The following is a 21,615-nucleotide window of genomic DNA, read 5'->3' as shown; positions in this document are numbered from 1 at the left end:
TTTGAAGTTTGTGGTTGCGTTGCTAATTCAGGAAAACTGGTGAATTAGCAGCGCAACCACAAACTTTAAACGACAAACCACAAACGCCGCAGGCTTTATGTTCATACGTGACCCAAACCGGACGTACCCGGTCGAGACAGAAACACGGACGATTATCCGGTTTCAGGACTGTGATCCGCTCCAGCATCTCAACAACGCCAAGTATTTCGATTATTATTTCAACGCCCGCGAAGATCAGGTGGCGAAGCTGTATGGGTTTGCCCCCGCGCAGTTATTTCACGAATACAAGTCGAGTTGGGTGGTGTACCAGCATCAGATCGCCTATATACGCCCGGCGTTGGTGAGTGAGTGGGTACGTATTATGTCGCGCATCGTGTATTTCGATACCGACACCACAATCACCGAATATTACATGACCGACGACCGGAAGAAACAGCTCAAAAATGTGCTGTGGGTGACGTCGAAATACATTAGCATCGAAACGGGTAAGCGTATTCCGCACCACCCCGCCGTGATGGATCTGCTGGACGCCACCAAAGTCCCCGACCTCGATGTGCACGCCATCGCCTTCAATGACCGAATCCGGGATATTAAGCAGAGTTTGGCTTAGGGGCGAAGGGTGAAGAGTGAAGAGTGAGGAGTGACGGGTTTTGCCGGTTGTCCCGTAGGGACATAATAGCGAAGCGTCGGTAGAAAAAACAGGTCCGGTAACGTCAGCGTGCCGTAGGTACGCAACAGGTGTCTGACTAACTCACCCTTCACTCCTCACCCTTCACCAATTCGCCTCTCGCCCTTCACCCCTAAAATAGGAATCCGCGAAAAAAGTTGGCCTGGTAGGTAAGTGTAGGCAAGTTATCGGCCAATGCGTGGTAACATTTGACGATTGAATTGCATATTTTGTGCCGGGTGCTTAGGTCTCTCCTAATCAGGTAGGGTAATGAGCATGTCAGTAGAATCGGCACAAATGCAGTTTTTGAGAGCAACCAAGCCCTTGAAACGTCATGTTAACGCTGACCCGCCAAACTAAAGTTGGATTTATTCTTTGTGCGCTCGTTTTGCTGGGTACGTCCTGGATTAGCCTTCGGGAAACCCACACTGCCGAACGGATAGCCGACAGCACCAAAGTCGACAAACTGAAACTACTCCCCGGTTTTAGGGCAGAGCATCTGTACAGCCCCTCCGACAATAAAGAAGGATCGTGGGTGGCCATGACCTTCGATGACAAGGGGCGAATGATTACCTCCGATCAGTACGGATCGCTTTATCGGCTCGATCTGCCGGCCATTGGTTCGGGGGTGCAGAAACCCCGGGTCGAGAAGCTGAAAATCAGCGTGGCTCAGCCCTCTGCTGCCAACCCAACTAAACCAAGAGTCGGAATGGGGTACGCGCAGGGGTTGCTCTGGGCATTTAATAGCCTGTATGTCATGGTCAATCACCGGCTCGACTCTACCTTCACCAAAGGTAGCGGGCTGTACCGGTTGCAGGACACAGATGGCGACGATCAGCTCGACAAAATTACCCTGCTGAAAGAGCTGAAAGGCGAAGGCGAACACGGCCCGCATTCGGTGGTGCTGGCTCCCGACGGAAAATCGCTTTACGTTGTTGCGGGTAATCATACCGACGTACCGGCGATGGACGCTTACCGCTTACCCTCGAACTGGAAAGAAGATAACCTGTTCCCACTGATAAAAGACCCGCGCGGGCACGCCAACGACCGCATGGCGCCCGGTGGCTGGATTGCAAAAGTTGACCCCGAAGGAAAACGTTGGGAACTGATGGGTGCCGGGTTCAGAAACGCCTTCGATATCGCCTTCAACGAGACGGGCGACATGTTCACCTATGATTCGGATATGGAGTGGGATTTCGGACTGCCCTGGTACCGGCCTACCCGAATTTGCCACGTAACGAGCGGGGCCGAGTTTGGCTGGCGTACGGGCAACAGCAAATGGTTACCCGCCAACCCGGATAATCTACCGCCGGTGATCAATATCGGACAGGGGTCACCCACGAACCTGATTTCTGGACAGAAAGCTCGCTTTCCTAAGAAATATCGTCAATCGCTGTTTGCCTTCGACTGGAGTTTTGGCATCATCTACTCAATTCATCTAAAACCCAAAGGGTCTACCTATGAGGCTGATCGTGAAGAGTTTATTTCCGGTTCGCCACTCCCATTGACCGATGGCGTGGTTGGGCCCGATGGGGCACTGTATTTCCTGACCGGTGGTCGTCGGCTCGAGTCTGACCTATACCGGGTGACGTATGCCGGTGCCGATGATGTGTCGACTCTGGCTACCGCGCCCACCGTTACGAAAGAGCATCAGCTACGTACCCAGTTAGAGCAATTTCATCAGGGCCCCAATGAAGCCGCTTTGGCGCTGGCCTGGCCCAACCTGAATCATGCCGATCGGTTTGTTCGCTACGCCGCGCGTATGGCCGTTGAGCATCAGCCAGTGGCGCAATGGCAGGAAAAAGCTTTCGCGGAAAAAGATCCCCAAGGAGCAACGCAGGCCCTGATCGCTTTAACCCGGCAGGGCGATAGTTCGCTGAAGAGCAAGCTGCTCAATGCGTTGACCAGCATAAAATACGAGCAACTTTCAGAGGCGCAACAGTTTGATCTACTACGAGCCGTTGAACTGGTTTTCCTGCGAATGGGCCCACCGGAGCCCGCCGAAAAAAACCGGCTGGTTGCCTATCTAAACCCGCGTTACCCAGCTAAAACGGCGCTAATGAATCGCGGATTGAGCAAGTTGCTGATCTACCTGGAAGCACCGGGCGTCATTGAAAAAACGATGGCCTTGATGAGCCAGAAAACCGAAGCAGGAATCAAGGATCTTGGTCTGGAGGCCGCTACTGCTTCGTCGGATCTGATTTTGCGGAACCCTCAGTATGGACTGGATATTGCCAGGATGCTGGAAAAAGTACCTCCCTTACAGCAAACGTACTACGCCACTATGTTGAGCCGCCAGAAAACCGGCTGGACACCGGCGCTGCGCAATACCTACTTCACCTGGTTTGCCAATGCCTTTAAGTATCAAGGAGGAAACAGCTACATCGGCTTCATCGACAGAGCCCGGAAACTGGCGCTCGCCAACGTACCCAAAGAGCAGTTCGAGACGTATAACAAGCTTTCGGGTGCTGATCTACTGACAAAGTCGGGCAACGATATCGCATCCGATTATTCGCCCAAGGGACCGTACCGGAATTGGCGGTTGGAAAATGCAGTAGCGGTTATTGATAGTGGGCTGATGGCGAGAAACTTTGAAACGGGCAAAAAACTTTATGCGGCTGTGCTGTGTAGCCGTTGCCATTCCATAGGCGGTCAGGGCAGCGATATTGGCCCCGACCTGACTCAATTGGGCACCCGTTTCTCCAATAAAGACATACTGGAGGCTATTATTTCGCCCGACAAAACCATCTCCGATCAGTACGCCTCAAGCATCTTCACGCTGAAAAATGGGGAGTCGGTGCTGGGTCGGCTGGTGTCGGAAGATAAAACGAGCTACTCGATCTCCCAAAACCCCTTTGCACCGGATCAGCTTCGTAAGCTGGCCAAAAAAGAGGTGGTGTCGCGCAAATATTCTCCTTCATCCATTATGCTCCCCGGCCTCATCAATAGCCTGAACAGTGAGGAACTGAAAGACCTGGTCGCTTATCTGAAATCGGGCGGAAATCAGATGAACGAGGTGTATAAGGCGGTTGATACGGGTAAGGGTAAGTAGTAGTTTGTGTAGGTACGTACCTACTAGCCACAAATAGGCAAACACGATATGAGTCAAAAAACGATATGCTTAGCCGCGATCATAGCCGTCAGCTTCACAACGCTTTGCCAGGCGCAACCTAAAAAAGCGAATAAAGACGGCTTTGTCCAGATCTTCGATGGAAAAACGTTGAACGGCTGGGAGGGTGATCCGACGTACTGGCGGGTAGAGAATGGTAATCTGGTTGGCGAGATTACGCCTACCACCTTGTTGAAAACGAACTCGTTTATTATCTGGAAAGGAGGCGAGCCCGCCGACTTCGAGTTTACCGGCGAATTCAGCATCACGACCGAAGGTAATTCCGGCATCAACTACCGAAGCGATCGACTGACCGATGTGCCGTTTGCCTTGCGTGGTTATCAGGCCGACATTGACGGGAAAATGCGTTATACCGGCCAGAACTACGAAGAGCGGAAACGCACCACGTTGGCCTATCGGGGGCAGAAAACGACGATTCCAGCCTACACAGGTGCCGCTTCGATCGAAGCTGTTCGGGCAAACGTGAAGAACAACGCCTGGGGCGGCTTGATCGTGACTGGTTCACTAGGTAGCTCAGACTCGCTCAAGACGTTTATCAAACCCGAGACCTGGAACAAGTTTCACCTGATCGTGAAAGGTAACCGCCTGCAACACTACATCAATGGCGTACTCATGAGCGATGTCACTGACAACGACAAGGTTAATGGCTCGTCGAAAGGGTTACTAGGCGTTCAGGTTCACGTAGGACCACCCATGAAAGTGCAGTATAGAAGTCTGATGCTGAAGACGATGTAAGATCAGTTTGTGGTTTGTAGTCTGTTGTTTGTGGTTGCGCTGCTGATGAACCAGTAACGTAAATCAGCAGCGCAACCACAAACAACAGACTACAAACCACAAACCACTTTAATGGCCTACCCCTGGACAGATAAGATTAATAACCCGGCGCAGGTCGGGGGCATTGAAACGGCGGTTCTCGATAATGGAGCTGGTCGGGGCGTTCGGGTTGCCTGGATCAATACCGGCTCGGGACTGCGTTACAAAGTGGTCATTGACCGGGGCATGGACATTGCCGATGCGTTCTACAATCAGCATAGCCTGGCCTGGCTGTGTCACTCGGGCATTACCGCGCCACAACCCTTCTCTGACCGTGGCCTCGACTGGTTGAGAACGTTCAACGGTGGGTTATTGACCACCTGTGGACTGTCGCACGTGGGGGGACCCGAAAGCGATGAATATGGCGAACGAGGTATTCACGGCCATATCAGCAACGTACCTGCCGAGATCGAATCCATTATTCAGCCCGACCCGGTAGCGGGCAAACTGGAAATGAGCATTACCGGACGGATGCGGGAAACCCGGATTTTTGGCCCTAGTCTGGAGCTACGACGTACCATTTCTGCAACGCTTGGGCAACCTACCATTCGGATTCATGATGAGGTGGTGAACCGGGCCAACACACCCGCTCCGCACATGTTGCTGTATCACGTGAACTTCGGCTGGCCGCTGGTCGACGAAGGAGCGAAGCTAATCTGGCAGGGTGACTGGCAACCACGCGAAGGCGGTATCCATGCCGATATTTTTCGCGAGGGAAACGACTTCAAAACCTGTCCTGCGCCACTGGATGCCCACCTCGGAACGGGCGAAGCAGTCGTGTTCGTCGACGCAACACCCGATGCGTCTGGTTGGTGTACGGCCGGGGTGCATAATGCGAAACTCGGGCTGGCGGTAGCTATGCGTTTCCAGAAAGCGCAATTGCCGTGGCTCACTAATTGGCAGCACTGGGGCAAAGGCGAGTACGTGACAGGAATTGAACCCGGAACACATCCGCCCATTGGTCAGGCAGCCGCGCGGGCAAATAATACGCTGATTATGCTGGAACCCGGTGAAACGCGTATGTATGACCTGGAATTTGACGTATTGAGTAATGAAACGGTGATTGATGACTTTGTGAAATAGTCATTACGATGCGCTGTCATTAAGTGGTCATTCATAGTCATTAATTGTTTTTCTACGAATGATCACTTAATGACGGCGATGCCTAATGACCATTTAATGACCGCGTAGCGTAATGACCTCTTTTTAAACAAACCCTTTATGGAAACAACCTCCACCATGAGCATAGCTGAAAAAGCCTTTGAACAGGGAAAAGGCATCTTACGACTGGCTCCAACCTGGGTGCCCCGATCGTTCTGCGTACCTGGCCGACGGATCAAACTTCACCCCGACGATTATTATGTGCTGGGCGGTGAGCGCGGCGGTATCGACGAACGCTGGTTATCATCGACAACACCTGCGAAAAACGGTCCGCTGACCGGCGAAAACGAAGGACTGAGCGCCGTTGTCTTCAAGGATGGCGACAACGAGGTGCAGTTCCTGCTGAAAGATGCCGTTGATGAACTGAAAGGAAGCCTGATTGGTGATCGGCTTTGGGATCAGTACGGAAGCTGGCCCATGTATTCCAAGTTCTTTGACAACATGGGACCGCTACCACACCACCTGCACCATAATGATGAGCAAGCCGCGCACATCGGTCAATTGGGTAAACCCGAAGCCTATTACTTTCCGCCGCAACTCAACAACCACGGCGGCGATTTTCCGTATACGTTTATCGGTATTGCGCCGGGTACGTCGAAAGAGCAGATCAAGGAATGCCTGATGAACTTCACTAAAGGCGACAACAAGATCACCAATTACTCGATGGCCTACCGCCTCGAACCCGGCACCGGCTGGGACGTACCCCCCGGACTGCTTCACGCACCGGGTAGCCTCTGTACCTACGAGCCGCAGAAAGCGTCGGACGTGTTTGCCATGTATCAGTCGCTGGTGAACGAGGCTATTATCCCTGAAGAACTGCTCTGGAACGGCACCCCGAAAGAGCGCATAGGCGATTACGACCAACTGATGGAAGCCATTGACTGGGATTTGAACGTTGATCCACAGATGATGGCCAACCGATTCATGGCACCGCTGCCTGTCGGTGATGTGACCGAGATGCAAGCGGCTGGGTACGTCGAAAACTGGGTGTGTTACAAATCAGATGCGTTCAGTGCCAAAGAACTAACCGTGATGCCGGGTGCAACCGTCACCATTAAAGACAGCGGCGCCTATGGCCTCATCGTGATGCAGGGCCACGGCAAACTAGGCGTCTGGGATATTGAAACCCCCGCCCTGATCCGCTACGGTCAACTCACCAATGATGAGTTCTTCGTGAGCGAGAAAGCAGCCAAAGAAGGCGTAACGATCGTAAATCCATCGACCACCGACCCGATCGTTATTCTGAAACACTTCGGCCCATCGAACCCTGATTTGAAGATATAGTACGCGGATTAAAGGGATTTAAAACGATTGACGCGGATTTTTAGATTTAAATGGATTTGCTCTGCTTCAATTTAAAAGATCCGCTTCAATCCAAAATCTGCGCAAATCGTTTTAAATCTCCTTAATCCGCGTACCATCAGCATCTGCGAAAATCTGTTTGATCCCTTTAATCTGCGTACCATCATCATCCGCGTACCAACATCATGAACGAGAATAACTATCCTAAACTACACAACGCCATGTGGCCCGGCGTGGTCGGAAAAGGACCTGACTCTGAGCCCGTCATTGGATTTGATACCATGCTGGAACTGACCGCTGCCGCTGAAGTGGATGGCGTGAAATTCGATGGCGTAGACCTTGCCCTGTTCGAGCACATCGACGTCAACCTTGATGACGACGGTATTAAACGTCTGGCCGATAAAGTGTCGGGACATAACCTTAAAATCGGTTCGCTGGTGGCGCCTATCTGGGGTGGTCCGGCAATGGGGACCAAAGAGGAACGTACCCAGTTTGTGGAGATGGTTCGTAAAGCCTGCCACGTTGGTCAACGGTTAACGGAGCTTGGCGTGCGTCCAAGCGGCGTGGTCAGGATCGACTCGGCCAGTTCGCCGCATGATTGGGACGCTGATCCGGCGGGGAATACCAAACTCATTGCTCAGACTTTCCGCGAAGCCTGTGACGTAGCCGCCGATTTCGGCGAAAAGCTGGCCGCCGAAGGAGAAATCTGCTGGGGCGGCATGCACAGTTGGAAAACGATGCTCGACACCCTCGAAGCTGTTGATCGCCCAAATATGGGTTTTCAGGCCGATATGGCGCACACGCTGCTGTACTTACTCGGCTACAACCGCCCACAAGACCGCATCCTGCCCATCGATTTCGACTGGAACGACCGCGCCGCCCTGACCGAAGGCCTGAAAACAGTGACCGCCGCCCTGCGCCCCTGGACCATCGATTTCCACGTTGCCCAAAACGATGGGACCGTATTTGGCTCTGGCTCGCACGACAAAACCGGTCGCCACTGTCAGGCGCTCGACCCCAACGGTAAACTTGACGTGGCCAACGACGCCGGTTTCTGGCTGCGCGACGAAAGCGGTCAACTGACCAAAGCATTCAAGCACATTTGCTGGGATGGCTGTATGTTCCCCAACGCAGTTATGACCAATCAGCAGACCTGGAATGATATTCTGGCCACGATGATCCAGGTACGTAAGCAACACGGCTGGTATGAAGCGTAATGCCGTTGCGCTCACTGCTGGCGCGAGCATTCGCTCGTGCCTTTCATTCGCAAGCATCTGCTTGTAACGCGAAAGCGTAATACGGTAGTCAGCATATGATTTTTGCTCTACCACAATGCCCTGTCGGGCAGCAAGCGAATGCTTGCGAATGAAAAGCACGAGCGAATGCTCGCGCTAGCGAAGCATAATGACCATCAAACTCTCACCAAAAATGTCAACCAAAAAAGAACTTAGAATTGGCTTAATCGGTACCGGCCTGATGGGTCGGATTCATACAAACGGATACTTTCAGGTAGGTCATTTTTTTCCTGAACTCGAATACCGTCCGGTATTGAAAGCGGTGTGTTCGCGCAATGCCGAGGGTGTAAAGGCCTTTGCCGAACAATGGGGCTATGAATCGGTTGAGACCGACTGGCGCGCCCTGATTGCCCGTGATGATATCGATGCCGTTGATATCTGCACGCCTAATGATATGCACGCCGAAATTGCTATCGCAGCGGCTGAAGCTGGCAAAATGATCCTTTGCGAAAAACCCCTTGCCCGAACACTGGACGAAGCGCAGGGCATGGTCGACGCCATTAACAAAGCCAACGTACCCAACACCGTCTGGTACAACTACCGCCGCGTACCGGCCGTAACGCTCGCCAAGCAGATCGTTGATTCGGGCAAGCTGGGCAAAATTTTTCATTACCGGGCCAACTTCCTGCAAGACTGGACCATCAACGCTGACCTGCCGCAGGGGGGAACGGCCCTCTGGCGCCTCGATGCCGCTGCGGCAGGTTCCGGCGTCACGGGCGATCTGCTCGCGCACTGCATCGACACGGCCATGTGGCTCAACGGCGCCATCACCGATGTGTCGGCCATGACCAAGACCTTCGTGAAAGAGCGCATGCACCAGTTGACGGGTAAAGTGGAACCCGTTGGTATTGATGATGCCTGCCTGTTCCACTGCCACTTCGATAACGGGTCACTTGGTCTGTTCGAGGCCACGCGTTACGCACGGGGCCATAAAGCACTTTACACCTTCGAAATCAACGGCGAACACGCGTCGATCCGTTGGGATTTGCACGACATGAACCGCCTGGAGTATTTCGATCATTCAGACGAGTCGACCGTACGGGGTTGGCGTAATGTTCACGTATCGGATGGCGATCAGCCTTACATGAACCGCTGGTGGATTCCTGGCACAAGTATTGGCTACGAACACACGTTCCTGCATCAGGTAGGTGATTTCCTGAAAAGTCTGGAAACGGGTGAACCCTGCTCGCCAAACTTCCAGGACGCCCTAGAAACGCAAAAAGTCTGCGAAGCGGTACTAGCCTCTGCCGCTTCGAAAAGCTGGAAAGAAACCGGCGTAACTGTGTGATATAGAACGCGGATTAAAGGGATTAAACAGATTCTCGCTGATTCTTGGATTTAAAGGGATTTGCTCTGCTCCAATCTAAAGATCCGCGTCAATCCAAAATCCGCGAAAATCCTTTTAAATCCCTTTAATCCGCGTACCATAATTATCTGCGAGAATCTGTTTAATCCCTTTAGATCCGCGTACCATAATAATCCGCGTACCAACTAACATTCTATGAAAACGAACCGTCGCCAATTCATTCATCATGCCGCCGGGTTGCTTGCGCTTACGCAACTGTGTTTATCCGAAGCCGAAGCGAAAGCGACTAAACCGCTGGTTGTTTTTGTCACGGGAGACCATGAATACGGTGGTGAGTCAACCCTTCCGCTGATTGCTGCTGAGTTGGAGAAAAACTACGGTATGCGGACGAAGGTGCTGAAATCATTTCCGAACCAGAACAGCGAAAAAGATATCCCCGGTCTCGAAGTACTTAAAGAAGCCGATCTGGCCGTTTTCTTCCTTCGCTGGCGGCAACTGCCTCAGGATCAGCTGGACCATATCGATGCGTACCTGAAATCGGGCAAGCCGGTGATGGGGTTCCGCACCACTTCTCACGCCTTCAACTATCCGGCGGGTGATCCGCGTGTACGGTGGAATGCGTTTGGTGAGTTTGCTTTTGGTACACCGCCGGGCTGGGGTGGGGCGGCCAAACATACGCATTACGGCCACAAGAGCACCACCGATGTAAGGGTAATTCCTGAAGCCGCGAAAAACCCGATTTTGAGGGGCGTTGCGCCTGAATTTCACGCCGCATCCTGGCTTTATCGTGTCATGCCCGATTATCCGGCGAAAGGTGCAGTGCCGTTGCTGATGGGTAAATCGGTGAACCCCGATAAGGAAGCTATTGATAACCCGGTGGCCTGGACGTGGCAAAATGAATGGGGCGGCAAGGCGTTCTTTACCACGTTGGGGCATCCTGAAGATTTTCAGGTCTTGGCCTTTCAGCGGCTGGTTATCAACGCTATTCATTGGGGTTTGAACAAGTCCATCCCTAAAAAACAGCCTGAAAAACTGCCTATCAATGTAGCGTACCGGGGTATTGTAAACTAATTCTGGTTGTATGAGACTGTTTTTAAGCAAAAGAAATTCTGTCAGGATGCTGTTGATTACCGTTTTGCTCTGCCCCATTGGGTTTAGTGCATTTCAGGTCAGCGCCCCCAACCTGCTCCCCGTCGAAAAAGGAGCCCGTATCATGCTGCTGGGTAATAACCTGGGCTCGCGGATGATGAACTACGGTCATTTCGAGACAGAAATGCAGGTACGTTACCCCGACGCAAATCTCTACATCCGCAACATGTGCGATGGCGGCGACCTGCCTGGTTTTCGGCCACATTCGAGCCGCAATACGCCCTGGGCGTTTCCCGGTGCCGAGAAATTCCGTCAGCGGCCAGCCGAAAATGAACTGACGAACAATGCCGAGAGTGAAGGGCATTTAGAATACCCCGATCAATGGCTGACCCGCCTGAAAGCAGACGTGATCGTAGCGTTTTTTGGCTACAACGAATCGTTTCAGGGTAAAGATGGAGTGGCCAACTACAAGGCCGAGCTTGAAGCGTTTATAAAGCATACGCTAAGCCAGAAATACAATGGCACCACCGCTCCGCAATTGGCCCTTGTGTCGCCTATTGCGTTTGAAGATTTATCAGGTACGTATGACCTGCCGAACGGGAAAAAGGAAAACGAAAACCTGTTGCTCTACACCAACGCCATGCGCGAAGTGGCCGATGAGAACAAGGTTTTGTTTGTCAATGCATTCACGCCATCGCAGCAATGGTACGCCGCCAGTAAAGAGCCGTTAACAATCGATGGGTCGCAGTTGAACGATGAAGGCTACAAAAAGCTGGGCGTTCTGCTGGCCGATCAGTTGTTTGGCAAAGCGGCTGCCAAAGCAGAGGCCAACCGGAAATTGGTGCATGATGCCGTGCTGGAAAAAAACTGGATGTGGCACAACGACTACAAAATTCCGAACGGTGTGCACGTGTACGGCCGTCGGTATAACCCGTTTGGGCCAGACAACTACCCCGCCGAAATCGAGAAAATTCGGCAGATGACCGACATTAGGGATACCGCTATCTGGCTGGCCGCGTCGAAAGGCGAAAAGATGGACCTGGCCGCTGCTGATCAGAAAACCCGGCCGTTGCCCCCGGTTAAAACTAACTTCAATCCCGAACGAAACGGGAGCCTGACGTACCTGACTGGTCAGGAAGCCGTGGCCAAATTGAAAGTAGCCCCAGGGTACAAAATCGAGCTTTTCGCTTCGGAAGAAGAGTTTCCTGATCTGGCAAAACCCATGCAAATGTCGTTCGACGGCAAGGGCCGATTGTGGGTTGCCGTAATGCCGAGTTACCCGCACTACAAGCCTGGCGATGCCAAACCGAACGACAAGATTCTGATTTTTGAAGACACCAACAACGACGGGAAAGCCGATAAGCAAACCGTTTTTGCCGATGGCTTGCACCTGCCACTTGGTTTTGAAATTGCCAAAGAAGGCGTTTATATATCGCAGGGGACGAACCTGAAATTGTATACCGATACCAACGGCGACGATAAGGCAGACAAAAGCGAAATCTTGCTCAGCGGTTTCGACGACCACGACACCCACCACAATAGCCACGCCTTTTGTGTCGACCCCTCGGGCGCTATTTACTCGGGTGAAGGCGTTTTCCTGCAAACCAACGTCGAGACCTCATACGGTCCTGTACGGGCCACCAACGGTGGTTTTTACCGGTATTCGCCTCAATTACGCAAGCTGGAACGGACCGCCCAACTGTCGATTCCAAACCCCTGGGGCATTGCCTTCGACGATTGGGGACAGCCTTTCTTCGCCGAAACGTCGAGCCCTGACATGCGCTGGATGATGCCCGGTTCGGTATTGCCACGCTACGGACAAGCGACGCACAAATCAGTGCAATTGATCGAAAAAGACCACATGGTACGCCCCACGTCGGGTCTGGAATTTGTGTCGAGCCGCCACTTCCCCGACGAGATTCAGGGCGATTTCCTGATCAACAATACGATCGGCTTCCTGGGCACCAAACAGCATACCCTGGTTGACGATGGTACGGGCTACAAGAGCAAGCACCGCGCCGATCTGCTGGTGAGCGAAGACCGGAATTTCCGGCCCGTCGATATGGAATTTGCGCCAGATGGTTCGCTGTACCTGATCGACTGGCACAATATTCTGATCGGCCACATGCAACACAACGCCCGCGACCCCCTCCGCGACCACTCGCGGGGACGGGTATACCGTATAACGTACCCGGCCCGTCCGCTGGTGACGCCGGCTAAAGTAGACGGAGCCAGCATTGAGCAGTTGCTCGACAACCTGAAACTGCCCGAATACCGCACCCGCTACCGTACCCGCCGCGAACTCCGTGGCCGTAACGCGTCGCAGGTATTAGCCAAACTGAACACCTGGGTGGCTGGCCTTGACAAAAAAGACCCGCGTTACGAGCATCATTTGCTGGAAGGCCTGTGGGTTAGTTGGGGGATGAACAAGGTGGATCAAAAGCTACTTCGTCAACTCCTGAAAGCCAACGACTACCACGCCCGCGCCGCCGCTGTTCAGGTGGTTCGTTATACCGGGCATCAGGTGCCCGATCAGGCCGCATTGCTCATGCAGGCGGCCCGCGACGAAAATAGCCGGGTACGTCTGGTAGCCATTGTAGCTGCTTCTTGGATTGGCAAGGAAAAAGGCTTGCCCATTTTAGCCGAAGCCGCCAAAAAGCCGCTCGACGATTGGATGGTGCACGCGCACGAAACCGCCGTTGCTCACCTGAACGGAGTAAACGTCAAAAAAGCAAAAGAGGTAGCCGTTAAGTCGACGCTGAAAGGGGAGGAGTTGGCGCTGTTCAATTTGGGCAAAACGATTTACGCCAAAGAAGGTTATTGCACGACCTGCCATCAGCCCGACGGTAAAGGGCTGGCCGCCTCTGGGTTTCCGCCGCTGACCGGTACAAAATGGGTGACGGGTAATGAAGAGCGCCTGATCAAAGTTGTATTGAACGGGTTGATGGGGCCGATTGAGGTAGGAGGCAAGACGTACCCCGGTCAGGTGCCAATGACGCCATTTGGCGGTTTGCTGAAAGATAACGAAGTAGCCGCCGTGCTGACCTACGTCCGAAATTCGTTCGGTAACGAGGCGTCGGTTATCCGCCCCGAACAGGTGAAGAAAGTCCGCGCAGCTACCTCATCGAAAGTCGATTTTTATTCACCCGATCAATTACTCAAGGCTCATCCGCTGGAAAAGTAGGGCCTGTAGCGCCGAAGCTCCAGCTTCGGTAGTGTAAATCATAAGAAGCTGACTACCGAAGCTGGAGCTTCGGTGCTACTTTTTTGTCTGACAATGCCTTCACTAACAACGTGCCCTATCGGATTTAACGTACTGGCCTGGACAGCCGTGATGTCGGAAAAGCTGAACCCGATCACCGAACGGCTGAAAACCATTGGCTACGACGGTATCGAATGCTTTATCGACAACGGCGATGTAGCGTCCTACCGGCGGTTTGGCGATCACCTGACACAGCTTGGTCTGCAAAGCACCTGCGTCACCGTAGCTAGTCCCGATACCAACCCGGCAAGTGATTCGCCAATTATTCGGGCGCAGGCAGTCGACTTTTTAAAAGGTGCCATTGATCGGGCGCAGGCCATGAACGCCACCGTCATTTGCGGGCCGATTCACTCCGCCTTTGCCACTTTCAGTCGACGCGAGCCACAACCCGACGAGTATGCCTACAGCGCCGAGGTGCTGCATGCGGTGGGTGATTATGCCAAACAGGCCGGTATTGTGCTGGCGGTCGAGGCACTGAATCGCTTTGAGTGTTACCTCTGCAACACAATGGGGCAGCTAACGTACCTGATCGAGAAGGCCGACCATCCGAGCGTGCAGGCTATGTTCGACACCCACCACGCCAACATTGAAGAGAAACGATTCCCCGACGCAATCAGAACCGTTGCGCCCGTATTGGCTCACGTACACATCAGCGAGAACGACCGGGGCACGCCCGGCGACGGGCATATTCCCTGGGATGATACCTTCCGAACGCTGGCTGAAGTGGGCTTCAACCGTTGGATGACCATCGAAGCCTTCACCCGAAACGACATCGATTTCGCCAATTCGATCAACGTCTGGCGCGAATACAATGACCCCTGGGCCATCGCCGAAGACGGTCTTCATTTCATCAAAACCATGCAAGCGAAGTATGTGTAAAGAGTTTGTGGTTTGTCGTCTGTGGTTTGTGGTTGCGCTGCTAAGTCATGACTATTCTGCTAAAGCAGCGCAACCACAAACCACAGACGACAAACCACAAACCAAAAATTCTTATGAACATACCTTTTCGATTTGGAGCCGAGGCGTATACCTGGTTCATGAACAACAACGGTCAGACTCACGCCAACCGGCAGGGGCATATGATCGACATTACGGCGCAGGCTGGTTTTGCGGGTATCGAACCCATCTTCAACTGGATGGGCGATTTGCCTGATGCCGAAAGCCTGGGCAAAAAGCTTGCCGAAAAGGGCGTTGAACTCGCCGCTGTGGCGCTGGCCCTCGACTGGAATGGTGCAGACGAAACGGAGCAGGAACGCTACGAAGCCGACCGGGCCATTGCGCTGCTAAAGCACTTCCCGGGCGCTATTCTCTGTACCGTTCAGAAACCGACGGGGCGGCACGACATTGAGGTACGTCGCCGGAATCTGATCAACATCGTCAACACGGTGTCGCGTCGGGCGGTTGAACAAGGAGTACCCTGTAGTTTTCACCCCAACTCACCCCATTCGTCGATCACCCGGACGGAAGAGGACTATCGCGTCATCCTGGAATCGCTGGACACGTCAGTCACCGGCTGGACACCCGACGTGGGGCACCTCATCAACGGCGGCATGGACCCGCTCACGAAGATGAAGGAGTACGCGTCGCTGATCAATCTAGTGCATTTTAAAGACTGGAATGGCGAGCCAGAGTTTGCCTTGCTCGGCAACGGTAAAGTCGATTTCGTGGGCATCACACGTTGGTTGCTCGAACAGCAATATAGCGGCTGGATCATCTGTGAAGACGAAGGCCCCGAAGCTATGAACGATCCCGATGGCGTTACCCTTCACGATGGCCGCTGGGTTTATGAAACGTTATTGCCATCGATTTGATTTGTCACACCGGGTTTTACCCGGTGTGACCTTAACCCCAACATTATGCCTTTCATAACAACCAACGGCATCCGTTTATATTACGAAGAGCGCGGAGCAGGAGAGCCGCTGCTACTCATCATGGGCATTACGGCGCCCGGAGCTGTCTGGGAAAAACATGCCGAGGATTGGCAGGGGCATTTCCGCTGCATCATTGGCGATAACCGGGGCGTTGGACAGTCGGACAAGCCGGTTGGGCCCTACAGCACCGAACAGATGGCCGACGACTATGCCGGACTGATCGATTCGCTTGGGCTGACCAATGTACGGGTTGTGGGCGTATCGATGGGGAGTACCATTGCCCAACAACTGGCCTTACGCCACCCGGATAAGGTACGTTCACTGGTACTGATGTGTCCCTGGGCGCGTTGCGACCGTACGGCCGAGGCTATTTTCAGGCACATGGCTACTATTAAGGCCCGGCTGCGCCCCGAAGAGTTTGCCAACTACATTCAGTTGCTGATTTACTCGAAAAAGAGTTGGGACGATGACACCATCTTCGCCGATTTGCAGGCGGGTCGGCTGGCAGCAGCTAGTGATGCCAATCCGCAACCATTGCACGGATTAGAGGGTCAGGCCGAAGCCTGTATCGCTCACGATACGCTGGCTGACTTGCCCCAAATTGCACAACCTACGTTGGTCATTGGCGGTCGGAATGATCAGTTTACGCCCGTTTGGATGTCCGAAGAGGTTGCCGCTGCCATTCCACACAGCGAGTTGCACCTTTACGACGAAGCCGGGCACGCGTTCCATTGGGAATGTATCGACGATTTCAACCCACGCGTCCGTGATTGGTTACGCGCACATTGATGGGGATTTTTAATCGTATTGCTTTCGCGTGGCTTCGCGCTGTAGGCCCTGAGCCTATCGGGGACCGCACTGGCGGACCGGCCTAGTCGAAGGGCCTACAGCGCGAAGCAATACACACGCTCTAGGTTTTCCGCTTCTTCTTTTTAGCAGAGGGAAACAGAACGTTATTCAGTATGAGCCGGTAGCCGGGCGAATGGGTATGCAGGTTTAAATCAGTAGGCATGCGCCAGCCACCGCCGCGTACATTCTCGGGATCGTGACCGCCGTAAAACGTCCACTGACCACGGCCCATTTCGCCGTACAGATACCTATCGGAGGTGGTGCTTTGGCCCATCACCAGCGAACTGGCTTTCACTGTTGATTTACGAAATGCCGTTGTCTGTCCGGTAAATTCTTTGATGACCGCTTCGTGATTTTGTGTTAACATGGCCGGAATGACATCCCACTTGGCTGAGAAATTGAATAACTCGAAATAGCCGCTCGACGAGCCGCCCCCGTAGCCCTGACCGGCGGCCGAATTGATGTCTGAGAAGGTAGAAAAACCTCGTCCGCCACCGTTATCGCCTTCGAGCCTAAAATTGTGGAACGCAAACGTTTTGCTAAAATCAAGTTTTGCCTGCGCTCCCGGCTCAATATCATCGCCGTCGTAGCTATCGCCTACAATATCGACGCCCTCGGCAGATAGCGCAATATCGAGTGTTTCGGCGGCCGAACACATGGCGAACAGATAGCCGCCACCTGCACAAAATGCCTTGATACCCTTAGCCACCGCCAGCTTCATCTGCGATACTTTGGCGAATCCATACTTTTTGGCAATGTCTTCCTGCGCCTTAATATCGGCTACCGTCATCCGTTGCATATTCCGGCCAAACTGCCCCGTAAAGTCTTCGTGGTGCAAGTGTAGCCAGTCGTATTTGGGTAAATCACCTTTCAGTACCTCATCATCATAGACAAGTTCATAGGGAATTTCGGCATAGGTCAACACCAGCAATACCGCGTCGTTGTTTTCAAACTCGGCCGGGCCAACCTTTGCGGGTGAGTACACAATGATTTTGGCCGCTTTATTCAGTGTAACCACATCCATGTTCAGATCAGGATTCGCGATCTGCCGCTTGATCGAGGCAGCACCAGCATCGGTCAGCGATTCAAACGTGACGCCTCGAACGCGGCACTCATTTTCGAACTTGGCGCTGTGTTTAATCATGAAACTGCCGCCCCGGTAGTTCAATAGCCAATCAACGTCCTGTTCATCTTTCAGTACGGCGTAGGCAATGCCATAGGCCTTCAGATGGTCCGTCTGTCGGTCGTCCATCGGAATCAGGATTGACGCGGCCAGCGCTTGCCCGGCATAGCCGGCAATGGCCCAGAAAAGCAGGAGAAACGCGTAGGTTCGTTTCATGGCAGCGGTCAGTTGAAAAACGATTGAAGATCACAATAATGGAGCCTGAATACTGGACGCCAGATAGCGAACGAATCGACTTCAGGCCAGACAACGTACCTGCGAATGATCGAACAGCCAGTGTCCAGTACCCAGACTCCGGCACTGAGGTTGACGACGTAATTTACTGGATAAACCGGCTGATTACCAGATGGCAGACTGGTTATTTTAGTTTCACTATCGATAATAGAGGCAACGGGAATTTTGCGGATGGTGAGGTACGTTGCCCACACGGCAGAACCGTCAAAAGAGATTCGTTTCGACGCTCCTAGAGGTGAAGATGCCTAAGGCGCGTACTTCGATGACTTCTTCAAAAATATCCGTGCCGGTAGCCAGGGTACTATCGGAGATCCGGTGTTTGGTTTTCGGGCGGCGGCACCGGTTTTGGCCAGTAAGGAAAGTTATTTCCAGAAGAAAGTGGTGTACTGAAACCCCGAAACAATGATGATGAAAAGCGGTGAAGCAGCTGTTGCAACATGTGACAAGCGACAATGAGAGTTAAGGAAGATGGGTGTAGGATTCGTTTTCACCACCGTCGCCTGCATTGCCTTCTAAAATTAACCCGGTATCGCAAAGCGTGATGAAAACGCCTCCTAAAGTCGATTGTCCAGCCTGTTGCAGTTGGAGAATCAATATCGGATCGTTGGAGGCGTTCCGAAGTTCGTATGTGCCACTTTCTTGCAGTTTCTGATCTACAAAGTACTGGTACGTTCGGTCAATGTTGAAAACAAACCGGCGTGTTTTTCTTGTGGAGGAAGGTGTTGAAATGCGCGTTCCGCTCAATCGGTTTTCTGATACGCTCTGGACCCACTGCCAGGAACCAGAGATAACCTGGTATCCTTTAGCCGGTGTTGTCACAGTATTGCCCAAGGGACAAACGTCAACAGGCGTTGGAAAAATAACTTGTTGCTGTTCACGGCAGGAGCCACCTGAAAGAACAATCAGTACAAGGAGTAGGCTAAACTTCATGATCGAATGTTTTCATAAAGTAAGAGCTCTGTATGAATACATTGGTTGGAAAGAACCAAAAATTTCTTGCCGTGGTGTACCGCCTTCCGTTGTCGCTCGCCGAAGGTAAGTTTGATAGAATTCCGCACGGCGGCTACTGCTCATCCTGTCAAAAAAGCACGCTACACCATGTCAACGGCTTCTCCCGGTATGGGAGTGGCCGTTCTTTTTTTAGTGGGAATATAGTGGCGGAAGAAACTGTTTATCTTCATCTGAATAACGCCTAAAATAGCTTCCTTGAAGATCTTCGTCGACATTTTAGACTCGCCACGGGTGCGGTCGGTAAAAATGATGGGTACCTCTTTCAAACTAAAGCCATATTTCCAGCAGGTGAATTTCATCTCGATCTGAAACGCGTACCCGACAAACCGAATCGGGTTCTGAAGCAAAATATCGAGCACATGCGCCCGGTAGCAAACAAACCCAGCCGTAGGGTCCATAATGGGCATACCGGTAATGAACCGCACATAAATACCCGCTCCGTACGACATCAGCACCCGTCCAATAGGCCAGTTCACGACGTTAACGCCTTTGATATAGCGCGATCCAACGGCGACATCAGCGGGAGGCCGTCCCGCGCTTTCTGTAGCACAGGCATTATAGAGGCTAACGAGGTCATCGGGGTTGTGCGAAAAGTCGGCATCCATCTCGAAGAGAAACTTGTAGCCCCGCGCCAACGCCCACTTAAATCCGTCGATGTAAGCGGTGCCCAGGCCGAGTTTACCCCGTCGCTCCAGCAGATGCAATTGCTGTGGGAATTCCAATTGCAATTGCTTCACCACCCGGGCTGTTCCGTCGGGAGAGCCATCGTCAACAATCAGCAGATCGAAGGCCATTGATAAGGCAAATACACGCCGGATAATGGCTTCGATGTTCTCGATTTCGTTGAACGTGGGGATGATGACAAGGCGATCGGTCACAGTGGAAAAGCGTTTATTCTAAAAACAGGGGCGTGGTCAAAAATAGTGCATTTAGGGCGTTAAATAACGTTAAGGCCACCGGGGGGTCATTGAACCGTAATAGGCTTCCTATTGCTTGTTATCTTCTTTTTTTCCTCTTCCGCCACTTTTAGCTTCTCTATTACCTGTTCGTAAATTTTTGCCAGTTTGGCCGGGCGGGATGAATAATACACGAAACTCTGCGTGTAGGTGGCCGTATCAACGTCAAACTTTTTCAACGTTTTGGTTTGAAGTCGTTTAAATAAGAGCGCTGAGGTATCTACAGACACAATGCCCATTTTACTAATACGGGCTTCCGACAGATGAACCTCCGCCAGAATATCGGCCATCTTATCTTCATCGACCAGGTTGGCTGGTTCAGCCCCTAATTCGAGTTTCTTTTCGCGGCTACATTGAACAAACAGCAGACACAGACAAAGCCAAAGAGCAAGTTGAAGTTTCATTCGATAGTCGGACTTAGGACGTATTTTTACAACGTAACCCGCAATCGTAGGCAAATCGTTTGCGATGGCGTTGGCAAAAAACGTTAAAACTGGCGTGGCATGGATGATTTTCTGGTAAAGGTGCAGGAATTTGAAATCCGGATTCGGAAGGCCGTCACGTCGCAGCTGCGGGGAAACTTCCGGTCTGTTTTTAAGGGCTCGGGCCTCGAATTTTCTGATTTACGCCAATACCAGTACGGCGACGATGTGAGGGCGATCGACTGGAACGTGTCGTCGAAAGGCCACGGTACATACGTAAAAGTCTTTCGGGAAGAAAAAGATCAGACGGTATTTTTTGTGGTCGATGTCAGTGCCTCGCAACACGTAGGTACGCATCAGCGTTCCAAGCTCGATACCACCAAGGAGGTGTGCGGAACCCTGGCCATGTCGGCCCTACGCGAAGCGAGTCATGTGGGGTTGTATTGCTTTTCGGATAAAAAAGAGCAGTACCTCAAGCCAGCTAACACGCAGAAACAGGGGTATCAGCTCATTACGTCGCTGGGTAGGCTACAGCCCGAATCGATCGGTACTAACATTGCCGAAGCCCTGCTTTTTACACTTAACGTATTGAAGCGCAGGAGCCTTGTCTTTTTGTTGTCGGATTTTATTGATGACGGCTACGAGCATAATCTTAAAGCGCTGGCCCGCAAGCACGATCTGGTGGTCATTCATTTCTACGACCCCCGCGAGGTGAACCTGCCCAAACTGGGCGTTATTCCGGTCTACGACATGGAAGCACAGCGAACGGTATGGCTCAATACCTCTTCGGCGACTTTTAGGAAACAGTTGCACGATCAGTTTGCCCAAAGCCGCATTCGTCTGGAGCGCTTTTGCCGTCAGTACGACGCTGATTACGTGGCGCTCGACTCGCAAACTGACTTTATCGCAACCCTTGCCGAACTGTTCCGGATAAGAAAATACAGGTAACCGGGGGCAGTGAACAGTTATCAATGATCAATTAATAATTATCAGTTAGTACTTGGGTTTGGATGGACGTAGTTGATAGACAGTTGGTTGTGGTTTTGGGAGGAAGGGTGGAACGT

General features: G+C 52.5%; 17 protein-coding genes. 13 read left to right on the top strand and 4 right to left on the bottom strand.

Annotation, left to right across the window (positions count from 1 at the left end):
* The first annotated feature begins 97 nt into the window (after window positions 1-97).
* The 12 genes from ACAW87_RS20475 (at window position 98) to ACAW87_RS20420 (ending at window position 16,685) form a co-directional block, all read left to right on the top strand.
* Window positions 98-610 (top strand): acyl-CoA thioesterase, encoded by a 513-nt coding sequence (locus ACAW87_RS20475; protein WP_370725502.1) that lies wholly within the window; start codon window positions 98-100, stop codon window positions 608-610.
* A gap of 391 nt (window positions 611-1,001) precedes the next feature.
* The gene (locus ACAW87_RS20470; protein ID WP_370725501.1) at window positions 1,002-3,719 is read left to right on the top strand and encodes a c-type cytochrome; all 2,718 of its coding nucleotides are present in this window, start codon (window positions 1,002-1,004) and stop codon (window positions 3,717-3,719) included.
* A gap of 48 nt (window positions 3,720-3,767) precedes the next feature.
* Window positions 3,768-4,532 (top strand): 3-keto-disaccharide hydrolase, encoded by a 765-nt coding sequence (locus ACAW87_RS20465; RefSeq protein WP_370725500.1) that lies wholly within the window; start codon window positions 3,768-3,770, stop codon window positions 4,530-4,532.
* Between the two features lie 111 nt (window positions 4,533-4,643).
* Window positions 4,644-5,693 carry an aldose 1-epimerase family protein gene (locus ACAW87_RS20460; RefSeq protein ID WP_370725499.1) on the top strand — a complete coding sequence of 350 codons (1,050 nt, stop codon included), beginning with the start codon at window positions 4,644-4,646 and terminating at the stop codon, window positions 5,691-5,693.
* A gap of 138 nt (window positions 5,694-5,831) precedes the next feature.
* Window positions 5,832-7,055 carry a class I mannose-6-phosphate isomerase gene (locus ACAW87_RS20455; protein ID WP_370725498.1) on the top strand — a complete coding sequence of 408 codons (1,224 nt, stop codon included), beginning with the start codon at window positions 5,832-5,834 and terminating at the stop codon, window positions 7,053-7,055.
* 203 nt (window positions 7,056-7,258) lie between these two features.
* Window positions 7,259-8,290, top strand: coding sequence for a sugar phosphate isomerase/epimerase family protein (locus tag ACAW87_RS20450; protein ID WP_370725497.1), 1,032 nt, complete (start codon window positions 7,259-7,261; stop codon window positions 8,288-8,290).
* Between the two features lie 211 nt (window positions 8,291-8,501).
* Window positions 8,502-9,656 carry a Gfo/Idh/MocA family protein gene (locus ACAW87_RS20445; protein ID WP_370725496.1) on the top strand — a complete coding sequence of 385 codons (1,155 nt, stop codon included), beginning with the start codon at window positions 8,502-8,504 and terminating at the stop codon, window positions 9,654-9,656.
* Between the two features lie 213 nt (window positions 9,657-9,869).
* Entirely contained in the window at window positions 9,870-10,745 is an 876-nt protein-coding gene (locus tag ACAW87_RS20440) for a ThuA domain-containing protein (RefSeq protein ID WP_370725495.1), read from the top strand.
* A gap of 46 nt (window positions 10,746-10,791) precedes the next feature.
* Window positions 10,792-13,947 (top strand): PVC-type heme-binding CxxCH protein, encoded by a 3,156-nt coding sequence (locus ACAW87_RS20435; protein ID WP_370725494.1) that lies wholly within the window; start codon window positions 10,792-10,794, stop codon window positions 13,945-13,947.
* 93 nt (window positions 13,948-14,040) lie between these two features.
* Window positions 14,041-14,904, top strand: coding sequence for a sugar phosphate isomerase/epimerase family protein (locus ACAW87_RS20430; RefSeq protein ID WP_370725493.1), 864 nt, complete (start codon window positions 14,041-14,043; stop codon window positions 14,902-14,904).
* A gap of 113 nt (window positions 14,905-15,017) precedes the next feature.
* Complete coding sequence (locus tag ACAW87_RS20425) at window positions 15,018-15,836, top strand: sugar phosphate isomerase/epimerase family protein (protein ID WP_370725492.1); 819 nt, start codon at window positions 15,018-15,020, stop codon at window positions 15,834-15,836.
* Between the two features lie 45 nt (window positions 15,837-15,881).
* Window positions 15,882-16,685 carry an alpha/beta fold hydrolase gene (locus ACAW87_RS20420; RefSeq protein WP_370725491.1) on the top strand — a complete coding sequence of 268 codons (804 nt, stop codon included), beginning with the start codon at window positions 15,882-15,884 and terminating at the stop codon, window positions 16,683-16,685.
* Window positions 16,686-16,806: 121 nt separating this feature from the next.
* Here ACAW87_RS20420 and ACAW87_RS20415 read toward each other — a convergent pair whose 3' ends face one another.
* The 4 genes from ACAW87_RS20415 to ACAW87_RS20400 all read right to left on the bottom strand — a co-directional run bounded on the left by ACAW87_RS20415 (window position 16,807) and on the right by ACAW87_RS20400 (window position 20,533).
* Window positions 16,807-18,084: an asparagine synthetase B gene (locus ACAW87_RS20415; protein ID WP_370725490.1), complete on the bottom strand. Its 1,278-nt coding sequence runs from the start codon at window positions 18,082-18,084 to the stop codon at window positions 16,807-16,809.
* A 537-nt stretch (window positions 18,085-18,621) separates the two neighbouring features.
* Window positions 18,622-19,092: a hypothetical protein gene (locus ACAW87_RS20410; protein ID WP_370725489.1), complete on the bottom strand. Its 471-nt coding sequence runs from the start codon at window positions 19,090-19,092 to the stop codon at window positions 18,622-18,624.
* Window positions 19,093-19,253: 161 nt separating this feature from the next.
* Window positions 19,254-20,051: a polyprenol monophosphomannose synthase gene (locus tag ACAW87_RS20405; RefSeq protein WP_370725488.1), complete on the bottom strand. Its 798-nt coding sequence runs from the start codon at window positions 20,049-20,051 to the stop codon at window positions 19,254-19,256.
* A gap of 86 nt (window positions 20,052-20,137) precedes the next feature.
* A complete protein-coding gene (locus ACAW87_RS20400; protein ID WP_370725487.1) occupies window positions 20,138-20,533 on the bottom strand; it encodes a DUF4296 domain-containing protein in 396 nt (131 codons plus the stop codon).
* 99 nt (window positions 20,534-20,632) lie between these two features.
* On the opposite strand from ACAW87_RS20400, the gene ACAW87_RS20395 reads away from it, so the two are divergent.
* Window positions 20,633-21,499 carry a DUF58 domain-containing protein gene (locus ACAW87_RS20395; protein ID WP_370725486.1) on the top strand — a complete coding sequence of 289 codons (867 nt, stop codon included), beginning with the start codon at window positions 20,633-20,635 and terminating at the stop codon, window positions 21,497-21,499.
* The last annotated feature ends 116 nt before the right edge of the window (window positions 21,500-21,615 follow it).

Origin of the sequence: Fibrella aquatica (assembly GCF_041321135.1) — a bacterium.
Taxonomy (GTDB): Bacteria; Bacteroidota; Bacteroidia; order Cytophagales; family Spirosomataceae; genus Fibrella; species Fibrella aquatica.
Note: the sequence above shows the minus strand (reverse complement) of the source record. Positions and strands in the feature narration are given on the sequence as shown.